Consider the following 21,780-nt stretch of genomic DNA (forward strand, 5'->3'; position numbering starts at 1 on the left):
TACGGATAAGCCCTCGACCGATTAGTATCTGTCAGCTCCACGTGTCACCACGCTTCCACACCAGACCTATCAACCTCATCATCTCTAAGGGGTCTTACTCACTTGACGTGATGGGAAATCTCATCTTGAGGGGGGCTTCATGCTTAGATGCTTTCAGCACTTATCCCGTCCACACGTAACTACCCAGCTATGCCCCTGGCGGAACAACTGGTACACCAGCGGTGTGTCCATCCCGGTCCTCTCGTACTAAGGACAGCTCCTCTCAAATTTCCTGCGCCCGCGACGGATAGGGACCGAACTGTCTCACGACGTTCTGAACCCAGCTCGCGTACCGCTTTAATGGGCGAACAGCCCAACCCTTGGGACCTACTTCAGCCCCAGGATGCGATGAGCCGACATCGAGGTGCCAAACCTCCCCGTCGATGTGGACTCTTGGGGGAGATAAGCCTGTTATCCCCAGGGTAGCTTTTATCCGTTGAGCGTTGGCCCTTCCATGCGGAACCACCGGATCACTAAGCTCGACTTTCGTCCCTGCTCGACTTGTAGGTCTCGCAGTCAAGCTCCCTTGTGCCTTTACACTCTGCGAATGATTTCCAACCATTCTGAGGGAACCTTCGGGCGCCTCCGTTACGATTTAGGAGGCGACCGCCCCAGTCAAACTGCCCACCTGACACTGTCTCCGAACCGGATCACGGTTCCAGGTTAGAATTTCACTACAGTCAGGGTAGTATCCCACCGACGCCTCCATCGAAGCTGGCGCTCCGACTTCTCAGCCTCCTACCTATCCTGTACAAACTGTACCAAAATCCAATATCAAGCTGCAGTAAAGCTCCATGGGGTCTTTCCGTCCTGTCGCGGGTAACCTACATCTTCACAGGTACTATAATTTCACCGGGTCTCTCGTTGAGACAGTATCCAAATCGTTACACCTTTCGTGCGGGTCGGAACTTACCCGACGAGGAATTTCGCTACCTTAGGACCGTTATAGTTACGGCCGCCGTTTACTGGGGCTTCAATTCAGAGCTTCTCCCCTAAGGGATAACCCCTCCTCTTAACCTTCCAGCACCGGGCAGGTGTCAGCCCCTATACTTCGCCTTGCGGCTTCGCAGAGACCTGTGTTTTTGCTAAACAGTCGCTTGGATCTATTCACTGCGGCTCTCTCGGGCGATAAACCCTACCAGAGCACCCCTTCTCCCGAAGTTACGGGGTCATTTTGCCGAGTTCCTTAACGAGAGTTCTCCCGATCATCTTAGGATTCTCTCCTCGCCTACCTGTGTCGGTTTGCGGTACGGGCACTTCTTTCCTCACTAGAGGCTTTTCTTGGCAGTGTAGGATCAGGGACTTCGGTACTGTAATTTCCCTCGCCGTCACAGCTCAGCCTTCACGATTGCGGGATTTGCCTCACAATCAACCTAACTGCTTAGACGCGCATTTCCATTCGCGCGCTCTCCCTACCTTCCTGCGTCCCCCCGTCGTTCAAACGGAAAGGAGGTAGTACAGGAATTTCAACCTGTTGGCCATCGCCTACGCCTTTCGGCCTCGGCTTAGGTCCCGACTAACCCTGAGCGGACGAGCCTTCCTCAGGAAACCTTAGGCTTTCGATGGACAAGATTCTCACTTGTCTTTCGCTACTCATACCGGCATTCTCACTTCAAGGCGCTCCACCAGTCCGTCCGGTCTGACTTCGCCGCACTTCGAACGCTCCCCTACCACTGTACCTGACGGTACAATCCATAGCTTCGGTGATACGTTTAGCCCCGGCACATTTTCGGCGCAGAGTCACTCGACCAGTGAGCTATTACGCACTCTTTAAATGGTGGCTGCTTCTAGGCCAACATCCTGGTTGTCTGGGCAACTCCACATCCTTTCCCACTTAACGTATACTCTGGGACCTTAGCTGATGGTCTGGGCTGTTTCCCTCTTGACTACGGATCTTATCACTCGCAGTCTGACTCCCGCGGATAAGTCTCTGGCATTCGGAGTTTGACTGAATTCGGTAACCCTGTGGGGGCCCCTAATCCAATCAGTGCTCTACCTCCAGGACTCTAGCCGCGAGGCTAGCCCTAAAGCTATTTCGGGGAGAACCAGCTATCTCCGTGTTCGATTGGCATTTCACCCCTACCCACACCTCATCCCCGCACTTTTCAACGTGCGTGGGTTCGGGCCTCCATTCAGTGGTACCTGAACTTCACCCTGGACATGGGTAGATCACACGGTTTCGGGTCTACGACAACGTACTATGGCGCCCTATTCAGACTCGCTTTCGCTGCGGCTCCGCCTTCTCGGCTTAACCTTGCATGTTATCGTAACTCGCCGGTTCATTCTACAAAAGGCACGCTGTCGCCCGTTAGTGGGCTCCAACTACTTGTAGGCACACGGTTTCAGGATCTCTTTCACTCCCCTTCCGGGGTGCTTTTCACCTTTCCGTCACGGTACTGGTTCACTATCGGTCACTAGGGAGTATTTAGCCTTGGGAGATGGTCCTCCCGGATTCCGACGGGGTTTCACGTGTCCCGCCGTACTCAGGATCCACTCAGGAGGGAACGAAGTTTCAACTACAGGGCTGTTACCTTCTTTGGCCGGCCTTTCCAGACCGCTTCATCTACCCCGTTCCTTTGTAACTCCATGTAGAGTATCCTACAACCCCAGAGGGCAAGCCCTCTGGTTTGGGCTGTTTCCGTTTCGCTCGCCGCTACTCAGGAAATCGCATTTGCTTTCTCTTCCTCCGGGTACTTAGATGTTTCAGTTCCCCGGGTCTGCCTTCTCATATCCTATGTATTCAGATATGGATACCATCCCATTACGGATGGTGGGTTCCCCCATTCGGAAATCCCCGGATCAACGCTTACTTACAGCTCCCCGAGGCATATCGGTGTTCGTCCCGTCCTTCTTCGGCTCCTAGTGCCAAGGCATCCACCGTGCGCCCTTTCTAGCTTAACCTTTAACACGATCGTAAGATCGTAAAAAAATCACTAAATCAGCGCACAACTAATGAATTAGTTGGCTTGTTTGGATGTTTCGTTATCTAGTTTTCAAGGAACATGACGTGCATTTCATCGGTGTTGCCTTCAAGAGACAACTTTTATATAATACCGACTAAAAAAGAAAATGTCAACAGCATTGTCTAATGGTGGAGCCTAACGGGATCGAACCGCTGACCTCCTGCGTGCAAGGCAGGCGCTCTCCCAGCTGAGCTAAGGCCCCATCTTGTCTTTATTAGAATGTGTATGGTGGGCCTAAATGGACTCGAACCATCGACCTCACGCTTATCAGGCGTGCGCTCTAACCAGCTGAGCTATAGGCCCATGCACCATATATAGAGAGAAGTTCTCTCAAAACCAAACAAATGCTCAGAGTAAGATTCATGAGGCACCTGAGTGCTCATGTCTCCATAGAAAGGAGGTGATCCAGCCGCACCTTCCGATACGGCTACCTTGTTACGACTTCACCCCAATCATCTGTCCCACCTTCGGCGGCTGGTTCCAAAAGGTTACCCCACCGACTTCGCGTGTTACAAACTCTCGTGGTGTGACGGGCGGTGTGTACAAGGCCCGGGAACGTATTCACCGCGGCATGCTGATCCGCGATTACTAGCAATTCCGGCTTCATGTAGGCGAGTTGCAGCCTACAATCCGAACTGAGAGTGGCTTTTTGGGATTGGCTCGGCCTCGCGGCTTCGCAACCCTTTGTACCACCCCTTGTAGCACGTGTGTAGCCCAGGTCATAAGCGGCATGATGATTTGACGTCATCCCTACCTTCCTCCGGTTTGTCACCGGCAGTCACCTTAGAGTGCCCAACTGAATGCTGGCAACTAAGGTCAAGGGTTGTGCTCGTTGCGGGACTTAACCCAACATCTCGCGACACGAGCTGACGACAACCATGCACCACCTGTCACTCTGTCCCCCGAAGGGGAAAGCGTGATCTCTCAAGTGGTCAGAGGATGTCAAGACCTGGTAAGGTTCTTCGCGTTGCTTCGAATTAAACCACATGCTCCACTGCTTGTGCGGGCCCCCGTCAATTCCTTTGAGTTTCAGCCTTGCGGCCGTACTCCCCAGGCGGAGTGCTTAATGTGTTAACGTCAGCACTGAGGGTGGATCCCCCCAACACCTAGCACTCATCGTTTACGGCGTGGACTACCAGGGTATCTAATCCTGTTTGCTCCCCACGCTTTCGCGCCTCAGCGTCAGTTACAGGCCAAAAAGCCGCCTTCGCCACTGGTGTTCCTCCACATCTCTACGCATTTCACCGCTACACGTGGAATTCCACTTTTCTCTCCTGCACTCAAGTCTCCCAGTTTCCAATGACCCTCCACGGTTGAGCCGTGGGCTTTCACATCAGACTTAAGAAACCGCCTGCGCGCGCTTTACGCCCAATAATTCCGGATAACGCTTGCCACCTACGTATTACCGCGGCTGCTGGCACGTAGTTAGCCGTGGCTTTCTGGTCAGGTACCGTCAAGGTACCGGCAGTTACTCCGGTACTTGTTCTTCTCTGACAACAGAGCTTTACGACCCGAAGGCCTTCATCGCTCACGCGGCGTTGCTCGGTCAGACTTTCGTCCATTGCCGAAGATTCCCTACTGCTGCCTCCCGTAGGAGTCTGGGCCGTGTCTCAGTCCCAGTGTGGCCGATCACCCTCTCAGGTCGGCTACGCATCGTCGCCTTGGTGAGCCGTTACCTCACCAACTAGCTAATGCGCCGCGGGCCCATCTGTAAGCGTCAGCCGAAACCGACTTTCAAAAAAGAAGCAGGCGCTTCTCGTTATCATCCGGTATTAGCTCCGGTTTCCCGGAGTTATCCCCGTCTTACAGGCAGGTTACCCACGTGTTACTCACCCGTCCGCCGCTAAATCAGAGGAGCAAGCTCCTCGTCATTCGCTCGACTTGCATGTATTAGGCACGCCGCCAGCGTTCATCCTGAGCCAGGATCAAACTCTCCAATAAAGTGTTTGATATAGCTCTTAATGTTTAAAAATAAGAAATTGATGGGATTGTAAAATCCCTGACTTACTCTGGCTTTTGTTTGGTTTTCAAAGAACTGTTTGTTTCCGTCGCTCTCGTTGGCGACAAGGAATATCTTATCAAATCCTGCTTGCTAAGTCAACAACTTTTTTCAATGTTTTTTTGAAGGAAAGTGTGTATCAAAAGCAGCAACGTTTACTACTATACCAGCGATTTCAGGAGTGGTCAACCCTTTTTATCAAAATAAAAAAAGAGCCCGCAGATGAAAACGACCGGGCTCTTGGAATAATTATTTGGTTGCTTCTTTAAGGAGCTCCATTTTTGTAGTCCATGCTTTTTCGCTGAGGTCCACATGATAGGTCTGCGGATTCAGCTTTCGCATGTGCTGAGGCCAGAACATCTTAATCTGGCTGCGGAAATGGGATTTGATTTCATCCACCTGCGGCAAGTCATAAACAAGTTCTCCCTCATTAAAGACCGGCTTGAGCAGTTCTTCCGCTCGGTAGTTATGGATGGTTTTGCTTTTATAGGTTTCCACCGGATCAAAAAGGTAGATGTCTTTTTCCGGAAGGGCTTCGTCTACCATCGCAATGTAATCCGCTTCGGCTTTCCCTGTGTCTTCGTTTACGATACGATATACCGTCTTGAAGCCCGGGTTTGTCACTTTTTCCACATTGCCTGATACTTTTATGGTTGGAACATACTCGCCATTGCTTTCACGGGCAACAAGCTTGTACACTCCGCCAAGTGCCGGCTGGTCAGCAGCTGTAATGAGCTGGGTTCCCACGCCCCAGGAAGTGATCGTAGCACCCTGGCTTTTCAGCTCAGAGATTACTTCTTCATCCAGATCGTTGGAGCCAACGATGACCGTATCCGTCAATCCGGCTTCATCCAGCATTCTTCTCGCCTGAATGGAAAGATACGCAAGATCCCCGCTGTCGAGGCGGATGCCTTTAAGTGTCTTCCCTTTTTCTTTCAATTCCAGGCCAATTTTGATGGCATTTGGAATTCCGCTTTTCATCGTATCGTATGTGTCAACGAGCAAGGTGCTTTGATCCGGAAGAGCTTCGGCAAACTTTCGGAAAGACTCTTCTTCCGTTTCAAAGCTTTGTACCCAGGAGTGAGCGTGAGTGCCCTTGGTCGGAATCCCAAAGTATTTGCCTGCCAACAAATTGGAGGTAGCTTCAAAACCGGCAATATAGGCCGCTCTTGCTCCCCAGATGGCAGCGTCCGCTTCCTGCGCGCGGCGCGATCCGAATTCCATAAAGTAATCTTCAGGTGCCACCTGCTTAATTCTTGCCGCTTTGGTCGCGATCAAGGTTTGGTAATTCATGAAGTTCAATAGAGCCGTTTCGATCAGATGAGCTTCAAAAATTCTCGCTTCGATCCTGAGGAGCGGCTCTCTTGGAAAGACTATGCTCCCTTCCTGAACGGAAGCCAGGCTTCCCGTGAACCGGAATTCCCTCAGTTCCTGAAGAAATCCTTCCTCATATTGTTCTTCCTGTTCTTTTAAATAATTGATATCTTCTTCTGTAAAGCGCAGATTCTGCAAATAATAAACAATACGTTCAAGCCCTGCAAATACAGCATAGCCATTGCCAAACGGGTTTTTGCGATAAAATGCTTCGCAAACGCATTTTTTATTTTGTGTACCGTTTTTCCAATGAGCATACATCATATTGATCTGGTACTTGTCGGTATGTAGTGTCAAATCTTCATGCCGCATCATCGTTCTTCACACCTTTCTCGCCTTATTTTCCCTTAAGTTCACAATTCCTACTCTACTCGTTATTAAAAAATAAAGAAAGCCCTGAGACCTGAGTCCCGGGCTTACCTTAATACTCAATTCCAGACTTCGTATGGGACTTCTTAAATTCCTCGGGGTTTGGATCAAAATATTTCAAGGTGTAATTCCTGACAAAGCGGCCGTTCTGAAGATAGCCAGAACCCCAGGTCGGATCCATGGTGAGCCAGCGGCCGTCCACCTTTGTTTCTATCCAGGCATGGTCCTGGCCGGCATATCCGATGGCCATCCTTGCTTCCAACCCGCCTGCCCTCAGCAGAGCAATCGCCAAATACGAAAAATCCTGACAGACCCCTTTTTTCTCATGAAGGGTTTTAAGCGCACTGTCATCAAAAGCAAAGGACCGTTTGTCGAGCTTATTGACATCATACTGAATGTTCTTGGCTACGTACTCGTACACGGCTTTTGCTTTGTCTTTGTCGTTGTGCCGGTTGGCCATTAACTGAGCCGACAGCCTGCCGATTTCCATATCGTCCGATTGTATGCCTCTTGACGGGAGACTGTAACGGGCATCATGCTGGTTGTCGTTTTCCATCGTAAAATGGGCAATGCCAACAAAATGCTGAACGCTTGTATTGGCCGAGGAAATTTCCGGCGCAAACACATTCACATCATATTTTCCGGGGCCGAACCGAAGATAAAACTTTCCATCAAACGCGTAGCCTTTCACAGGGACAGCGTACATGGCTTCAAGCGATCCCTTTTTGGTTTGAACAAACACGGTGTCTGTATCTTTGGCAAACGGAGCGTTCGAATCAATTTTTCCTTTAAGTTCATAATCCAGATCGGTTTTTATTCCGCCTGCAGCAGGAGACTCCAGTGTGAATCCTCGCTCGCTGTATTCCTTTGAAAACTCGATCGGCTGGGAAATGGTGTCGGATGTGTTATCTACTTTCAGTTCAGCAGCCTCGTTATAATAATTGGCCACGTTAGATGCAGGTGTCATGACTTTCAGGGTATGAACGCCCTCACCAAAATAAAGAGGCACCTGAGTATCAAAATGTCCGTTTTCAACAGGAACCATAATTTTCGTGACTTGAGTTCCTTTGGACATTTCCACCAGCAAATCCTTCGCTTTATCATCATCGATGGATCCCTTGATATCCACATTTCCGTCTTTTTTCATGTAGCCATCAATGGAAGAGTTCAGCTTCAATTTCTGCTGATACGCATTTTGCGTGTACAGCACATCGCGTTTTACTTCCGGGTTCACGTTGGTTACGTTCATTTGAGCCAAGTCATAATAATAATCCTTGCTTTCATCGCTCGGAAGGCTGATTTTAACATCATATTTGCCTTTCCCGTTAAACAGCTGGACTTTTTGCTTGAACCGTCCATTTTCGATGGGTGCCAAATACTTAAAATGGCTTCCGTCTTTTTCACTGCGGATCGTAATCAGCGTATAGCTTGATTTTAAACGCTTTGTATTATTGATTCTTCCCGTAACCATAAAGGAAGAATTCACACTGAATTCTTTGTATTTGGGACTTGTTAGCGTAGCACCGATCCTTCGGCTGTAGCCGCTGAGCTCCAGACGTTTTAAATCGGCTGTCTCATTATTCTTCTCCGCCGCTCGAGTAAGGGCATTGCCTGGTGTGTCTTTTTTTTCAATAGGGCTGCCTGAGTCCAATAAACTGCAGCCTGGCAAGCTTAAGAGCAGAAAAGGAACAATGAAAGTGAGGATCGTTTTCCTCATTGTTTTCACTCCTTACTGTACTTACCTCTATTTTAAGGCATTTACAGGTTGGTGGCTAATCGTATTCATTGTATAGGACAAGACAACGTTGACTCCTACTACTTTATCGACCGGCAGCTGCTTGTATGACAGCTTTCTCACTGGGTCTCATTTCCAATTAATACCCGTTGCCAAATTGCGGTTAAACTAAAATGTGAATCCTCCCCCCGCTTTTCACGTATGACAATACATATTAAAATATAAACAGAACCTTATAAGGGTACAGGTTATGAAGGAGTGTTTACGATCGAGTCTCTTGAATTTTTGCAGAAGGAATTGGAAAGTGTTGAGAAATGGGAAAAGGATCAAAAGGATTTATGGTTTTGGGAAAAGCTTGGGCGGATCCCTTTCAAGCTTCTCGATAAAATCACACCAAAATTTTTGCAGGACAAGGCGCTTCAAATCCTCGATGAGATTGGAAGCTATGTTCAAACAGGCGGCAAGTATCTCGTCAGCGGGAAATCCATCTTAAAAAAATTTAAAGAAACAGGAATCCTGCTGGAGGAATTCGCTCCATCAGACATCGCAAACCTTCCACTTGGCGCCATGGACCAGACCGCTTCTTATTTTAAAAGCAGCCGTACCAAAATGGCCGCCGTACAAGGAGCAACAACCGGTGTTGGCGGGCTGTTCACATTAGGGATCGATATTCCTATCATTCTCGGCCTGTCACTGAAAACCCTTCAGGAAATTGCGATCTCCTACGGCTATAATCCCAACAGCAAAGAGGAACGGATTTTCATCATCAAATGCCTGCAATTCGCTTCTTCGGATTATGTAGGGAAACGCGCGATTTTAGAAGAACTATCCATGACGGATGGCGAGCGGAACCGCCAGGCCATCTCCCAGCTTCAGGGTTGGCGGGAAGTCATCGCTGCCTACCGGGACAACTTCGGGTGGAAAAAATTGTTTCAAATGGTGCCTGTAGCAGGGATTGTTTTCGGGGCGTTTATCAACAAGTCCACTATTGATGAAGTGGCTGAAACGGGCATGATGCTCTACAGAAAACGCAGAATCCTGGAACGAATCCAGCAAATTCAACAGGGACCGGCCGATGAGTAAGGAAGAACTGCTCGCTATCGTCCCGTGCCACCGGAAGCCGGAACGCTGTTTGAAAATCACCGGAAAACCGATGGCCCTGTGTGCACGGTGCACCGCACTTTATAGCTCTTACCTGTTGCTTCCTTTCCTCTATTTTGTTCCGCAGCTGCACAGCTTTGCGATCGCGCTCCTTCTTCAGGTTCCCATGCTGGCAGATGGCCTGTCCCAAAAATGGAATTGGAGGGAAAGCACCAATACATTAAGGGTAGTGACCGGAGCCATGAGCGGAGTCGGGCAGTGCTTTTTCATATGGTTTATGGCAGATTGGCTGAGCCAAGCACTCAGTTAACTTTCTTAGGAAAGGATGGTTGGAATGTTTATTCTTCAGCTTGTTGCACTATTGAGCTTACTGGTTGCCGGTTTTCAGGTGCTTGCTTTTGGAAACGTGATCGCTGGTGTTTCCCTGATCGGTTCAGGGTCGGTCATCAGCGCTGGCACGTATTATCTCTATTCCAAAAAAAGCAAAAAACCGAAAAAAGCAGTCAGGCAAAAAGTCAATAAGCCTGGATTGCTGCGATTTTGATCTCTGTGACTAATACATAAAAACAAAAAGCAGCAGGACCTTCGTGGTCCTGCTGCTTTTTGCTATATTTACGGTACCGCTTGTTCTGACTCTGGGAGAGGGGCTTCCTCTTCTACCGGAGTGCTATCTGTTGCATCCGCAGCTGGTGCTTCTTCCTCTGATACCTCTTCTTTTGGTGTTTCTGTTTGAGATGTTTCAGATGGAGAAGGCTCCGCTTTTGGTGTTTCAGACGTTTCCTTTTGATCCTGCGCTTGCGGTTTCTCTACTTCTTTCTTCGGCTCAGAACGTTTTACTGGTTTCTCCTGAGGCGTTTTATCTTTTTCCACATCGGAATCGGATGCTGGCGTTGATTTCTTCTTCAGTTCATCAATCGCACTTTGCGCCTTGTCTCGTGTGCTTTGATTCACGTGCTTTGTGACGAGCAGTGTTTTATAGTATCGAACGGCCATTTCAAGATCCTTGTCTTTGCCTGTTGCCTTTAGAGTGTTCGCTTCACTCAGCAATCGAGTGGCCTGCTCTTGGAGTTGAGCGTCCACTAAAGGAGCCATCCATTGGCTGTCAGCCGCCTTATCAAAGTAATACACCGCTTTTTCACGGTCACTCTCCGTGAAAGTCTTCGCTTTTTTGTAATTGTCGATCGCTTCCTGTCTTGCCACAGCTTTACTCTTTTGATCATCCGGCATGCCGGTAGCGCTGGCAATCGTGCGATAGACTTTTACCAAGTCATCAAAGCTTCCTGATGGATGCTGTTCAAATAAAGCATTCGCAGCAGCTCCAAGTGTATCTTTGTTTAGCCCTTCCTTGCTGTACAACTGGTTGGATTCGCTGGCATAGAAAATGGATTCCTCATAATGTCCTGCAGTTAATAAATCTGAAGCTTTTCTTGAATAGGCCAAGGCCTTTTTGCGGTCAAAGGCTGTTTTCGTCACATCATCACTTACATGAGGTGTTGTGCTCAACAGCTCATAGACGTTTTCTTCTTTTTTCACGTCATCCAAATCTTTAGCGGATGATAACAGTTGTGTTGCCAACTCATTCAACTTGCCGGCAGATGCACCTGTCTCCCATCTCCCAACGGATTCGGATGCCACGATGACGGCTTCGCTCAAATCATCAATGGAAGCACCTTCTTTAGATGCCGTGTTCATCGCCTGAAGCATCAAGAGGTAGGCATTTAAATGTGACTCTGCTTTTTGATCTTCATCTTCCGGAACATTGGATACCTCTGTGAGTATCCGGTAATTGTTGATGATCTGATCTTTCTTATCTATATAGGTTACAGGGTTGCTGGCAAGAAGATCTGTTTGCTCTAAAAGTCCCTGTGCCGCATCCCCCATCACTTTCTTGAGGTGTCCTATTGGCAAATTAGTCCCGATTAATAGGCTGCCCTGTTCAATGACTTGGGCATATTTTCCTTCCTCTAGCAATTGTTTGAGGGTTTCAAGTTCTTTACCCTCTGGGAGGGGTTCATATTGTCCAGGTTCCCTTGGATCTAAGCCAGCTCTCGCTTTTTCAACCTGCTTTGCCATTAGTCCATCCTTAAGGTTTTTGGCACTTTCGGCATATGTCGGAGAGAATTGAGCGAGCATTTGAAACTTGTTTAAAGCAGCCGCCAAGTTATCGGTTTGTTCCTTTAGAGCAGCTTCCATCACTACACGGTCAACTTCACTATACTCGTTCGGATTCAAGTCCTTGCCAGGGTTTTGGACATTGTACTTACCGACGTAGTATAGAACCTGCTGAGCTTTTTCAGCATCCATCGGCTGCGGCTGATCCGGCTCTTGGTTTCCTTCACCGGGATTTTCTGGATCAACTGGCTTGCTCTTATATATAGAGATTTCCCGTTCGGCAAACTTGGAGAAAAGTTCTGACCTGATCTCTTCTTTCATTTTTGCAAGCTCTTCATTTCCTTCATCATTAAGAGATGAGATCATCTGAAAGCTGGTTAAGCTGTCTGATGTCATGAAGTGATCTTCGAACGCTTTTGCTTTGGCCTCTGCTGCGGCATCGATCACCATTGCAACAAGGTCAGCATACTTTTCGCTTTCTGGTTTGATTTCCTTTTTTCCATAGTACATCACATTATAAAAGTCGTTGTTCGCACTATAGCTGGTTAGACGGTCGTATAACGACTCAGGAACAACAAGGGCCACATCCGGAATTTGACTGCCCGGGTCTTCTCCCCCTGGATTATCCGGGTTGCCCGGATCAGTTGGCGTTCCTGGGTCTGTCGGGGTGCCAGGGTCAGTTGGCGTCCCTGGATCTGTCGGGGTGCCAGGGTCAGTTGGCGTCCCTGGATCTGTCGGGGTGCCTGGATCAGTTGGCGTTCCCGGATCTGTCGGAGTGCCTGGATCAGTTGGCGTTCCTGGATCTGTCGGATCTCCATTGTCAGGAGGGGTTGTTCCATCACCAGGCTGGGGTGACCCATCATCAGGAAGAGTCGTTCCGTCATCTGGGTTAGTTGTATTATCCCCCGGAGGAACCGTCTCATCTCCCTGGTTGTCTGGATCCACCTCATTCCCAGGATTCAATCCTGGAATCGTTGGATCCGTATTAGGAATTTCCGGCGGTGGCGGTGTTGGGATCACAACCTTATCCTGATCCACAAACAATTGAGTAATCGGCTCATCCGGGTTGGATGCATCCACAAGGTATACCGGGCTGTCGGTGTCGTCGGTCAGGGCGAAGCCGTCACCGGTGTTGTCCGGGGAGATTTCGGTTACTCTTCTTTTTGGCTGGTTGTCCCTGTCGTCTTTGACCTGGTTGTCATCGGTATTGAGTGTGATGTCCTTGGCTGGTTTGCCCTTGTTCTTTTCTGATTTTGCGGTTTCCACGCTGGCGGTCTCCGTCTTTTGGGTTTGCCAGTAATACGTTCCCGTACCGGCAAGCGCCACAAGTAAGGCGGCAGAAGATGTGAGCATTACCTTCTTCGCCTTCGGGCTTAAAAAACTTTCATTTTCCTGATCTGCCATGGTTGTCCCTCCCTAGATCAAAACCTTTTTCGATTCCATTTCTTTGATGCGCTGTTTCGCGAGGCTCACATCGGTTGCGTCATCGTTGATTTGAATCACTTTTTTCAGCAGCGGCAATGCTTGTTTGTAGTTCTTTTCTTTTATCTGAAACATTCCGTATATAAAATAGGCGTGGCCGTAAATCGGATTCAGCTTGATGACTTGCTTGTACGTTTTTTCTGCCTTTTTCTTGTCCCCGACTTTTTCGTACAGGATGCCAATATTGAGAATCGTTGTTTTCTCCTGAATTCCCAGGTCAATCACCTGGTTGTACGAGTTCAAGGCTTCTCTATATAAATTTTGGCTTTTCGCCTTTTGCTTTCTATCTTCAGCATATAATCCGTATTCATAGTAGAGCTGGCCGGTCATGTTCAGGTAATCGATATTCGTATAATCATCACGAAGCAGTCCGTTCGCCATCGTAATCGCATTTTCGTATGTTTTTACCTTTGTGGCATCATCCGTTTGGTTCGTCTTATTGTTGGTGATGTAAGCTTCAACAAGCTTCTTGGCGTACTTTTTGTTTCCCGGATCCAAATCCACCGATTGTTCAAAGAAATCCGCTGCCTCCGAGCTCTTCCCCTGTCTGGTGGCGAGATCACCTTTTAGATAGGCCACAAACGCCTTGGACTGATTGTCCTTCCCTTGCAGCTGCTCCACCAGCGCATTCGCTTTTTTCAGCTGGTTAATGGACGCATAGCTGACAACCAGGTCACGGATGGCGTCCTGGTGGTATTTGTTCTTTTTATCCTTGTATGCTCCCTGATAATAAGGAATGGCGGCGTTGTAATCCTTCTCCAAAAAGTAGGCGCGGCCCATCAAATAGTTGGCCACGGTATTCTTTGAAGACAGTTCCTTCTTGAATTTCAAGTCATTCATGTACTGAATGGCCTGCTGGTTCTGCCCCTGGCTGATATAGATCGTTGCCATTTTCGTGTAAAGATCTTCAGTCGGCTTTTTATCGATCGCCTTTTGAATATACTGTTCGGCCTCACTGTATCTCCGTTCAGAAAACGCTTCGGTTCCCTGCTTTATGTAATCGTTCCATTTCTTCTCCTGAGCTGCTTCGTACAGATAATATAGTCCGATACCAAGACAGACGGCGGCAACGGCCCCTGCCATCCATTTCCAATGGCGGAAAAAGAATACTTTTGCATTGAATTTCTGCCGTTCCGTTTTATGCGCTTCAAGAGGCTCAGCGAGTGCGGCGGCTGTTGCCTGTTCCCGTTCCTTGGCGATCAGCTTCAGCTTTTCCGCAGTGGACTGCTGCTCCGCCTCTGCCCTGATCTGATTTTGAATTTCCTCGATAATGATCGACAGCTCTTCCTTGGTCGTAAAGTCAGCCGAAGGCAGCTGGGTGCATCGCGTATAAAAAATAAGGGCGGTATTCCAATCCCGGAGTTTTTCAAAATGCTGGGCTGCCTCCAGATAATGCAACGGTACGAGCTCCGGCCGGCGGCTTTCTTCCTCATCACTCAGAAGCATCTGCAGCTCTTCAACGACCGACTTCTGTTCAGGAAACTGCTGCATGATGTATTGGTACTCACTGCGCGCCGCTTTTTTATTGCCCAGTCCTTCAAACGCTGCGGCAATTTGCAGAAGGGTGTCCAGGCTCATGGCACCGAGCGGCACGGAAGGTTTTTTCGAAGCCATATATCGTTCATGGCTGTTCATCACAAAGCTTTTCACACTCTCGGGAAAAACCTCGTACCACTGTGAAAATGAAGGACATTCTTGCAAACTCTCACTCTTCCAAGCTTGTTCGAACAGCGCCTCACCCTTTTCACCCAAGGTCTTTCCAACAACACCTTTAAGCTTTTTATAGCGTTCACTGTCGCTTTGCATCTCATCGGTATCAAAATAACTGAAGTCATCTGCCTTCAGACTGCGTACTTCCTTATCGTGCCAGGATGCCATTTCCGCGATTAAAACCGCTCCCGCAAAACGGTCGGCCTCCTTTGACCAGATGCCAACCTTCACATAATTGGCCGCATATCCGGGCGATCCACCCGGCAGGGCTTTGGGCTCGTCCAATTCGGGTGCGTATAGCTCCTCGATATCAATCAGTTCAATATCGGCAAAAATGGGCCGGGCACTTTCCTCAAGAAACGGCAGCATCACGTTGCTTGATGACAGGTCACAATGAGCCACCCCTGCCTCTTCCAGCTCTTTTAAAAGAAAAGCCATCAAGCAGGCAATACGAAGACAGGTATCTTTGGACAGTGCCTGCTCACCCATCAGAATGTCGGCCCATGTAGGACCATCGATCCATGGCATGATCAAGGCATAGTTCAAGTCGTCATACTGGCCGACCTGCCTCGCATGCTCGTCTTCCTCGATCACCGAACGCAGACAGGCAGACAGCCCGTAAAAGGAAGAATAGTTTTTAAGCTGTTCGGATAGGCGGACCTGATTCTTATTTTTAAACCGGTCCCTGAACACCTTCAGTGCCGCTTTATTTCTCGTATTCTCTTCTTTGATCTGGTAGACCGTACCCTGGCGCCCTTCCTGTCCGTAAGGAATATCAATTCCCACAACAGCGGGGTGATTGGGGAACGTATATCTCCTTCCAAACAGGCGAATGCTTTCGCCAACTTCCGGCTGAAAACTCATAATGCCAAACTCCTATCCCTGAGACCATTAGGCTATGTAATTGCCAATGATATACATTCTCTTTTTTCGACAATGATAAACCATGAATCTATTGCTTTCTGTATTATTTTACAAAACCCGCGCTCAATAATACACACCCTTTTATCTCTCAGGCGGTCTTGCCCATGCCATCGATGGCCAATCCGAGCAAAAGAAAAAAGAGGAATGAAACGACAATCATGGCAAGCCTTGCAAGCAGTCTATTCCATTTGTATACGAAGGCGGCAATATAATAGGCCGGTTCAAAGAGCAGAATCGCTCCCATCCCATCCAAATGAATGTCCAGGAAACTCCCAAAACAAAAGACCAGCCAAAGGAATTGACTAGTCTTTCTGGTTTGCTTGAAATCAACCGATTCCTTATTGTGCGTCGACTGTGCGGAAACGAGTTGCGATTTGGCGAAGCTCTTGGTCGATGTTGTCAAGTAACTGTACATAAGCCTCCATATGGCGGCGAGATTGTTCGAATTGGTCGAAGAAGCGTTTTTTCGTTGCTCCATCCCATTTCCCTTCAAGTGATTGAAGTGCCTGGTAAAGCTGTTGTGTTTGCTGGCGGCTGTTGTCGGATCCGCTTCTGAATTTTTGTGCGATAGCTTCTAGTTCTTCTGGTGTTACGAGGATTCTTACTGACATTCATTTCATCTCCTTTTTTTCCATTATGAGGCAAATATACAATACATTTACCCAGTTAGAAACATCCGAAACCCTTTTTCATCCTTTTTTCCTATGCAATTTGGTACACATGTACCTGCCTGACCACTCCTACATTTCTAAAACTTGGTTTTTCTCACGGACTATAGACTCCCATTGGTGCTGTTCTTCGGCGGAGATAAACGGAAGGGCCGCCTTGATCCTCGTATGCTTTCCTTTAATAATATAGCCGTCACCTGCAGGAAGCTCCTTATCGGTCTCCGCGTGCGGAAGACGCATGTTAAAGAAGTACAGGTCGTTGCTTAAGGTAGAGCCCAGCAGGAATCCGGCAAACTTTTTCTTGATGTTCATGAACCACGCATCATGCATATAACTGTTCATGCTCGTAAGCGAACCGGCCATCATAAAGTGAATGTTCTTCTGCCGTGCTTCTCTCGTCAGCTTTTCCAAGTGATCCTTGATTTCAAAATCCATGTTCATCTGCTGCATGAAATTTTCTGCATCATCGATCACAATGACGACTGGCGAGTACGCATTGTCTTCCTGGCCGCTTCCCCACCCAAAGCAAAGGCTGTCGGTCTTGCGCTCGTCCATTTTAGCGGCGATGTCGTTAAACAGCTCCTTCGCCTGCATAAAATCAGTGGCATACCCTTTAACATGCGGAAAGCTGGCCATGCTCATGATTCCCTTGGATTGCGGCTCCATTTCAATCAAATAGAGATCGATCTGATCCGGTCGGTACTGGTACATCATTGACAAGGTCAGGGACTGCAGCAGTGACGTTTTGCCGGATTCCACACGCCCCGTCACAAAGACATTGTCCGCGTCATCCAGATCCAGCGACTGAATATCGAGATCTTCCACATCAATACCGTACGGCAAAAGCTTAGTATCGGCAGGCGGAAACTCATCAAGCAGCTGGTTGAGCGAAATTTCGCTCGGCAGCATCTGGATCGGCTTGGCCCGCTCGTTCTTCGCTTCCTCCATCATTTTTCCTGATAGTTCGCGGATAAAGGATACCTTCTCAAGCTCGCTGCCGCCATTGTAAGGAAGCATCGCCTGAAAAATATGCGGCGGATTGTGGCCCTTCACAAAGCCCCGGCCCTCCGGAAGGTTGACGGCTTCAAAGTTCGGCCGTCCGACCGCATAGTAATAGTCGGTCGGATCCGCAAGCTCGAACGCCACCATGGACGTGAAATTGCTTCGATAGCGTTCGTACATGTCATTGGTCTGGTTCGCCGTCACAAACACGAGGATGCCGTATGTGGCTCCTTCTCGCAGGATGGTTTCGAGCTTCTCATTTTCAAACTCAAACGTGGAACGGAACCGGTGATAGCCATCAATGCAGAGCAATAGCACCGGCAGCGATTTCTTCGTGATGCTGCGGTACGTTTCCAGAGAACTGACGCCTTCATTGGAAAAAAGCTCTTTGCGCACCTGCAGTTCCTTCAAGAAATAACGGAACAGCCGCGGTATTTTTTCGGTATCTTCTTCATGCACCACACCGCCCACCTGCGGAAAACGGGAAAAGTCCTTCATCCGCCGGCTGAAGTCAATAATATAGGTGTACAGATCACGCGGACCGTGATGATGGAACAGCGACAGCAGCACCGACTGCAGAAACGTTGTCTTCCCTGTTCCCGGCATGCCAAATGCCATCAGGTGCCCTTCCTTCAAATCAATATGGAGCGAATATTGATCCTGATTTTCCACGTCGTCAATCATACCGGCGGCAGGTTCCATCCATTTGCCTTCCTCATTCCAAGTATTTGACGTCCACTTGTCTGTTTCGACCAGATGGGTGATTGGCAAGTTTTCCGGAAGCGGCTGCAGCCATGGACCCGGAAGCGGCTGAACCCCGTTCTTTTTTGCTTCTTCCTTCATATAACGGATGAGCACCTGAATCTGCTTTTCCGCCGTTTTGCTGTCGGTTTTAATTTTCTTCTGCACTTCATCCGTCCCATCGAGCTTCACTTCTGAAATGGTGACGATATTGTTTTCCTCATCGTTTTCCGGATGATAGCCGGCACCGCTCCACGCGGACTGGAAGTATTCGAGTACTTCATTATTTCCGACCTGAAAATAGGCACGGCCCGGCACATTGATGCTCGAGGCGTTCGGAATCTTGATCATCTCCCGGCTGTCATTGTCATCCTGCACGCGCAGACAAACTCGGAACCGTGAGTTACTCCAGATTTTATCGTCGACCACTCCTGCCGGCTTTTGGGTGGCCAGCAGAAGATGGACCCCAAGCGTACGTCCGATCGCCGCAATGGAAATAAGCTCGTCCATGAACTCTGGCTGGTCCTTTTTCAGCTGGGCAAATTCATCAATGATAATGAACAAGTGAGGCAGCGGTTCCTTCGTCTTCCACTCGGACTTGAAGTATTCATCAATATGCTGGATGTTGCCCGCACGGTTGAACAGCTTCTGCCGACGTTCAAGCTCGGCGCGAAGCGATATTTTGGCCCGGTTGATCAGGTTCGGATCCTCCAGGTTCGTGATGGTCGCCACCACATGCGGCAGTCCCTGAAACGTGTTGGACATTCCGCCGCCTTTATAGTCGATCAGCATGAATGCCATGTCATGCGGATGGTAAGTGGCCGCAAGCGAAAGGATCATCGACTGGATGACCTCACTCTTACCGGAACCGGTCGTACCCGCCATTAATCCGTGTGGCCCATGCCCCTTCTTTTCAATCTTGTCGTGTATGTTCAAATAAACCGGTTTACGCCCTTCTCTTACACCGATCGGAACCGGCAGTGTGTCCGGATAGCGGTTTTCGTTCCATTTGTTGATCACATCAAGCTCTTCCACTTTTTTTACACCGTACATATCAAGGAAGGAAAGCACTTTTGGAATCACGCCGGCCGAAGACTGCTTCACCCTGAGCGGTGCAATCATCCGTGACATGTTCTGCGCTTCAATGAGCGAGAAATGATCAATGGCAATTTTTTCGGAACCGGTAAAATAAACCACTTCATCCTCGTCATTTGAGAAGGTTTCATAGAGCTGGGCCACACCGTCCCGCACTTCCACAATAAGCTCGCACTCCATCGGAAGGGCTTCCTTTGTCGGAGCCATCAGCACGGCAGACGCACCGATCGCGTCCCCTTGCTTTAAAATGAGCGGCAGGAGGGAATCATCCTCCAACAGCGCCAGGCTTGGCAAAAAGAACACATACTCGGGAATGTGGATAACATCAGTGTTGTCTTTTCCCTCCTGCTCGAGACGGCGGATATTGAGCTTGCTGTAGAGCCGCTCAAACAGCTTTTGGGCCATGAGCTTTCCTTCTGCTGCATAGCGGCGTTCGCGGTCTTCATCCCACACGTGCGGAAGCCACTTCATCCAGCCCCACTGCTCACTCTCATTTTCCGTATAAGCGGTAACCAGCTTGACCTCTTCCGGCGACTGGTGCGTGACGAGCTGAAGCGCCAGCACACGGGCCATCTCAAGGATATCTCCGCGGTCCCCGACCAATCCGACCACGCGCTTTTCCTGCAGCGGAATGGAGACTGGCACATTCTGAAGCTCCCGGTAGTCGGTCTGAAGCTTTTGCGCCTCAGCAATCAGCGGGTTCACGTCATACCCATCCTGCGCCGGCACCTCGATCTCCATCTGAAACGGTCGGGAGCCAAGGCCAAACCTCAAATCCATAAAGTCTTCAGAGTTATACGCCCGTTCCCAGAGCGAGCTTTTGCGGTCGGCAATCCTGCGTACACAATCCTGAGGGTTCGGATCTTTGTCCCGCAAAAACTGGGACTGCCTGTTTTTCAAATCTTCAATTTCGGCATGATGCTTTTTGATCTGTTTGTAATATTCGTTGTGCAGCTGTTCCACTTCCAGCCGGTACGTTTTCTTTTTCCTGAAATGGATCACGATTGTCGCAAGGTATGAGCCAAGCATCGGTATGCTCATCGCCATCATAAAAATGGCATAGCTCGCGCTGTTGTACATCGTTTTTGAGATGTAGTACATGATCCCGACCGTGGCGAGTGTCAGAAAGATGGGTATGATCATCGACTCGAACGAAAACTTCGGTTCGCTCGGTTCCGCTTTCGGGCGGTGGACGACCATTCTTCCTGACGGCATGGCCAGCTTAAGCCGCGGTGCCCGTTTAAAATACGGCGATTTTCTCATCCCGTTCCCTCCTATTCAATAATCTTCCAGGCATAGCCGCTTTCGGCCTGAACCTGAGCCTGATCCTCTTCTGTATCGTCATCGGCAACAAAGTCATCTTCTTTTGGGAGAGACGACTGTCCTTCCCGGCAAAATCGCATAAATGCTCCGTCCCAGATACCTGCCTCGCTCAGCGATTTCTTTTTCTCCAGCCGGAACCAGTTCTTCTGGTTAAACGAGTACTCCAGGTCATAGGGCTCCTCTCCCCAGCCCCGTTCAAAACCGAGCCACTCGTGTAGCGCCTCGGCGATTTTTTTGCTTTCCAGATGATTGGGCAGGCGCAAATCCCGCTCCTGGTCATTATGTATAAACGTCAAAATAATATCTTCCATCCTTCTTCCTCCTACCAGGCTATATCCAAAAAGGAAAGATCATCACTTAATGGGGACTGCAGCGACTTTTTCACAAGAATCTGCAGCTGATCGGTCGAAGGCAATGTGTTCAAACCGTCGATCGTTGAAAATCCATCCGAATAAACCGCAATCCGCCGTGTGTCTTTAAGCGTGCTTCCCGTTGCGATTTGAATCTCCCCGCCGATGATGCCGTCTTTAGTGGACCAGCGCTTTTTCGTATCCGAAGTGATGTGCGGATTAGAAATCTCTTCAGCCTCACCCCAGAGCCTGAGCCGCAAATCTCCAGATGAAGCGAGAAAAACGTGAGCCTTATGCGTGATATCATCGGCCATGTCGATCCGACCGCACAAAAACATCGTCTCACTGCCATTTGTCCGCTTCTCCTCCAGCACTTCCCTCAGGATGGGCGGCATCGAACCCGGCAGCCGGTGCCTTCTGATCGCCTCTGTCCCTTTGGCCGTCAGCTCCCCCAGGTGTTCTGTCAGTTTTTCTTTGATTAAGGACCCGTCCTTTAACTCTTCAGGCGTCTGGCTTACCAGCCATTGAAGAAGCTCTTCGGATAAAAAGCGTGCAGCCAAATCTCCGCAAAACGACAGGCTGACCCCGTCGCACACGGCAAACACAAGGCTTCTCTCCTTCACTTCAAATGCGAGAAAATCCTGTCCGAAATCGTCTGCTTCCTGAGTCTCGTTCGCCCGGGCATAGCCATATCGTATCGAAAAAGGATCCCGGTACACAGATGATACCGGCGTTTCTTTCTTTTGGTCACTGTAGAACGTGTACATGAACTCACCTCAAACCGGTTGGATTT

The 21,780-nt window shown here is 49.1% G+C and carries 12 protein-coding genes, 2 tRNA genes and 2 rRNA genes; 3 read left to right on the plus strand and 13 right to left on the minus strand.

Going from position 1 to position 21,780, the window contains the following annotated elements; translation table 11 throughout:
- Position 1: 1 nt before the first annotated feature.
- From DMO16_RS14210 to DMO16_RS14235, 6 genes are all read right to left on the minus strand, one after another.
- Positions 2–2,940, minus strand: a 23S ribosomal RNA gene (locus DMO16_RS14210).
- Between the two features lie 188 nt (positions 2,941–3,128).
- Positions 3,129–3,204 (minus strand) — tRNA-Ala (locus DMO16_RS14215).
- A gap of 24 nt (positions 3,205–3,228) precedes the next feature.
- A tRNA-Ile gene (locus DMO16_RS14220) sits at positions 3,229–3,305 on the minus strand.
- A gap of 90 nt (positions 3,306–3,395) precedes the next feature.
- A 16S ribosomal RNA gene (locus DMO16_RS14225) occupies positions 3,396–4,943 on the minus strand.
- Together the 16S and 23S rRNA genes with 2 tRNA genes alongside form the textbook arrangement of a ribosomal RNA operon.
- Before the next feature lie 307 nt (positions 4,944–5,250).
- A complete protein-coding gene (locus DMO16_RS14230) occupies positions 5,251–6,687 on the minus strand; it encodes a nicotinate phosphoribosyltransferase (protein WP_061975608.1) in 1,437 nt (478 codons plus the stop codon).
- A 109-nt stretch (positions 6,688–6,796) separates the two neighbouring features.
- A complete protein-coding gene (locus tag DMO16_RS14235; RefSeq protein ID WP_129478231.1) occupies positions 6,797–8,461 on the minus strand; it encodes a transglutaminase domain-containing protein in 1,665 nt (554 codons plus the stop codon).
- Between the two features lie 276 nt (positions 8,462–8,737).
- Between DMO16_RS14235 and DMO16_RS14240 the strand changes: the two genes are divergently transcribed.
- The 3 genes from DMO16_RS14240 to DMO16_RS14250 are packed head-to-tail and all read left to right on the plus strand — an operon-like array spanning position 8,738 to position 10,124.
- Positions 8,738–9,562: an EcsC family protein gene (locus tag DMO16_RS14240; protein ID WP_129478233.1), complete on the plus strand. Its 825-nt coding sequence runs from the start codon at positions 8,738–8,740 to the stop codon at positions 9,560–9,562.
- Positions 9,555–9,890, plus strand: a complete 336-nt coding sequence (locus tag DMO16_RS14245) for a DUF2085 domain-containing protein (RefSeq protein WP_129478235.1) — start codon at positions 9,555–9,557, stop codon at positions 9,888–9,890. Before DMO16_RS14240 ends, DMO16_RS14245 begins: the two co-directional genes overlap by 8 nt.
- A 24-nt stretch (positions 9,891–9,914) precedes the next feature.
- A complete protein-coding gene (locus tag DMO16_RS14250) occupies positions 9,915–10,124 on the plus strand; it encodes a hypothetical protein (RefSeq protein WP_129478237.1) in 210 nt (69 codons plus the stop codon).
- A 68-nt stretch (positions 10,125–10,192) separates the two neighbouring features.
- On the opposite strand, the gene DMO16_RS24615 is transcribed toward DMO16_RS14250, so the two are convergent.
- The 7 genes from DMO16_RS24615 to DMO16_RS14280 all read right to left on the minus strand — a co-directional run bounded on the left by DMO16_RS24615 (position 10,193) and on the right by DMO16_RS14280 (position 21,754).
- Entirely contained in the window at positions 10,193–13,096 is a 2,904-nt protein-coding gene (locus DMO16_RS24615) for a hypothetical protein (RefSeq protein ID WP_241840573.1), read from the minus strand.
- Positions 13,097–13,108: 12 nt separating this feature from the next.
- Positions 13,109–15,748, minus strand: coding sequence for a tetratricopeptide repeat protein (locus tag DMO16_RS14260; RefSeq protein ID WP_129478239.1), 2,640 nt, complete (start codon positions 15,746–15,748; stop codon positions 13,109–13,111).
- 148 nt (positions 15,749–15,896) lie between these two features.
- Positions 15,897–16,061 (minus strand): hypothetical protein, encoded by a 165-nt coding sequence (locus DMO16_RS24355; protein WP_164988931.1) that lies wholly within the window; start codon positions 16,059–16,061, stop codon positions 15,897–15,899.
- 85 nt (positions 16,062–16,146) lie between these two features.
- Entirely contained in the window at positions 16,147–16,419 is a 273-nt protein-coding gene (locus tag DMO16_RS14265) for a WXG100 family type VII secretion target (RefSeq protein ID WP_061975586.1), read from the minus strand.
- A gap of 129 nt (positions 16,420–16,548) precedes the next feature.
- Positions 16,549–20,577: a type VII secretion protein EssC gene (gene essC, locus DMO16_RS14270; RefSeq protein ID WP_129478241.1), complete on the minus strand. Its 4,029-nt coding sequence runs from the start codon at positions 20,575–20,577 to the stop codon at positions 16,549–16,551.
- Between the two features lie 11 nt (positions 20,578–20,588).
- Positions 20,589–20,948 carry an EsaB/YukD family protein gene (locus tag DMO16_RS14275; protein ID WP_129478243.1) on the minus strand — a complete coding sequence of 120 codons (360 nt, stop codon included), beginning with the start codon at positions 20,946–20,948 and terminating at the stop codon, positions 20,589–20,591.
- A gap of 11 nt (positions 20,949–20,959) precedes the next feature.
- The gene (locus DMO16_RS14280; protein ID WP_129478244.1) at positions 20,960–21,754 is read right to left on the minus strand and encodes a hypothetical protein; all 795 of its coding nucleotides are present in this window, start codon (positions 21,752–21,754) and stop codon (positions 20,960–20,962) included.
- Between the last annotated feature and the right edge of the window lie 26 nt (positions 21,755–21,780).

It is taken from the genome of Fictibacillus sp. S7, from assembly GCF_004127935.1.
GTDB lineage: Bacteria > Bacillota > Bacilli > Bacillales > Fictibacillaceae > Fictibacillus_C > Fictibacillus_C enclensis.

Bases quoted from the DNA above. Each gene is read 5' to 3' on its own strand.
- DMO16_RS14245 (WP_129478235.1), top strand. From the start codon at position 9,555: ATGAGTAAGGAAGAACTGCTCGCTATCGTCCCGTGCCACCGGAAGCCG.
- DMO16_RS24615 (WP_241840573.1), bottom strand. From the start codon at position 13,096: ATGGCAGATCAGGAAAATGAAAGTTTTTTAAGCCCGAAGGCGAAGAAG.
- DMO16_RS14265 (WP_061975586.1), bottom strand. From the start codon at position 16,419: ATGTCAGTAAGAATCCTCGTAACACCAGAAGAACTAGAAGCTATCGCA.
- DMO16_RS14280 (WP_129478244.1), bottom strand. From the start codon at position 21,754: ATGTACACGTTCTACAGTGACCAAAAGAAAGAAACGCCGGTATCATCT.
- essC (WP_129478241.1), bottom strand. From the start codon at position 20,577: ATGAGAAAATCGCCGTATTTTAAACGGGCACCGCGGCTTAAGCTGGCC.
- DMO16_RS14260 (WP_129478239.1), bottom strand. From the start codon at position 15,748: ATGAGTTTTCAGCCGGAAGTTGGCGAAAGCATTCGCCTGTTTGGAAGG.
- DMO16_RS14250 (WP_129478237.1), top strand. From the start codon at position 9,915: ATGTTTATTCTTCAGCTTGTTGCACTATTGAGCTTACTGGTTGCCGGT.
- DMO16_RS14275 (WP_129478243.1), bottom strand. From the start codon at position 20,948: ATGGAAGATATTATTTTGACGTTTATACATAATGACCAGGAGCGGGAT.
- DMO16_RS14230 (WP_061975608.1), bottom strand. From the start codon at position 6,687: ATGCGGCATGAAGATTTGACACTACATACCGACAAGTACCAGATCAAT.
- DMO16_RS14235 (WP_129478231.1), bottom strand. From the start codon at position 8,461: ATGAGGAAAACGATCCTCACTTTCATTGTTCCTTTTCTGCTCTTAAGC.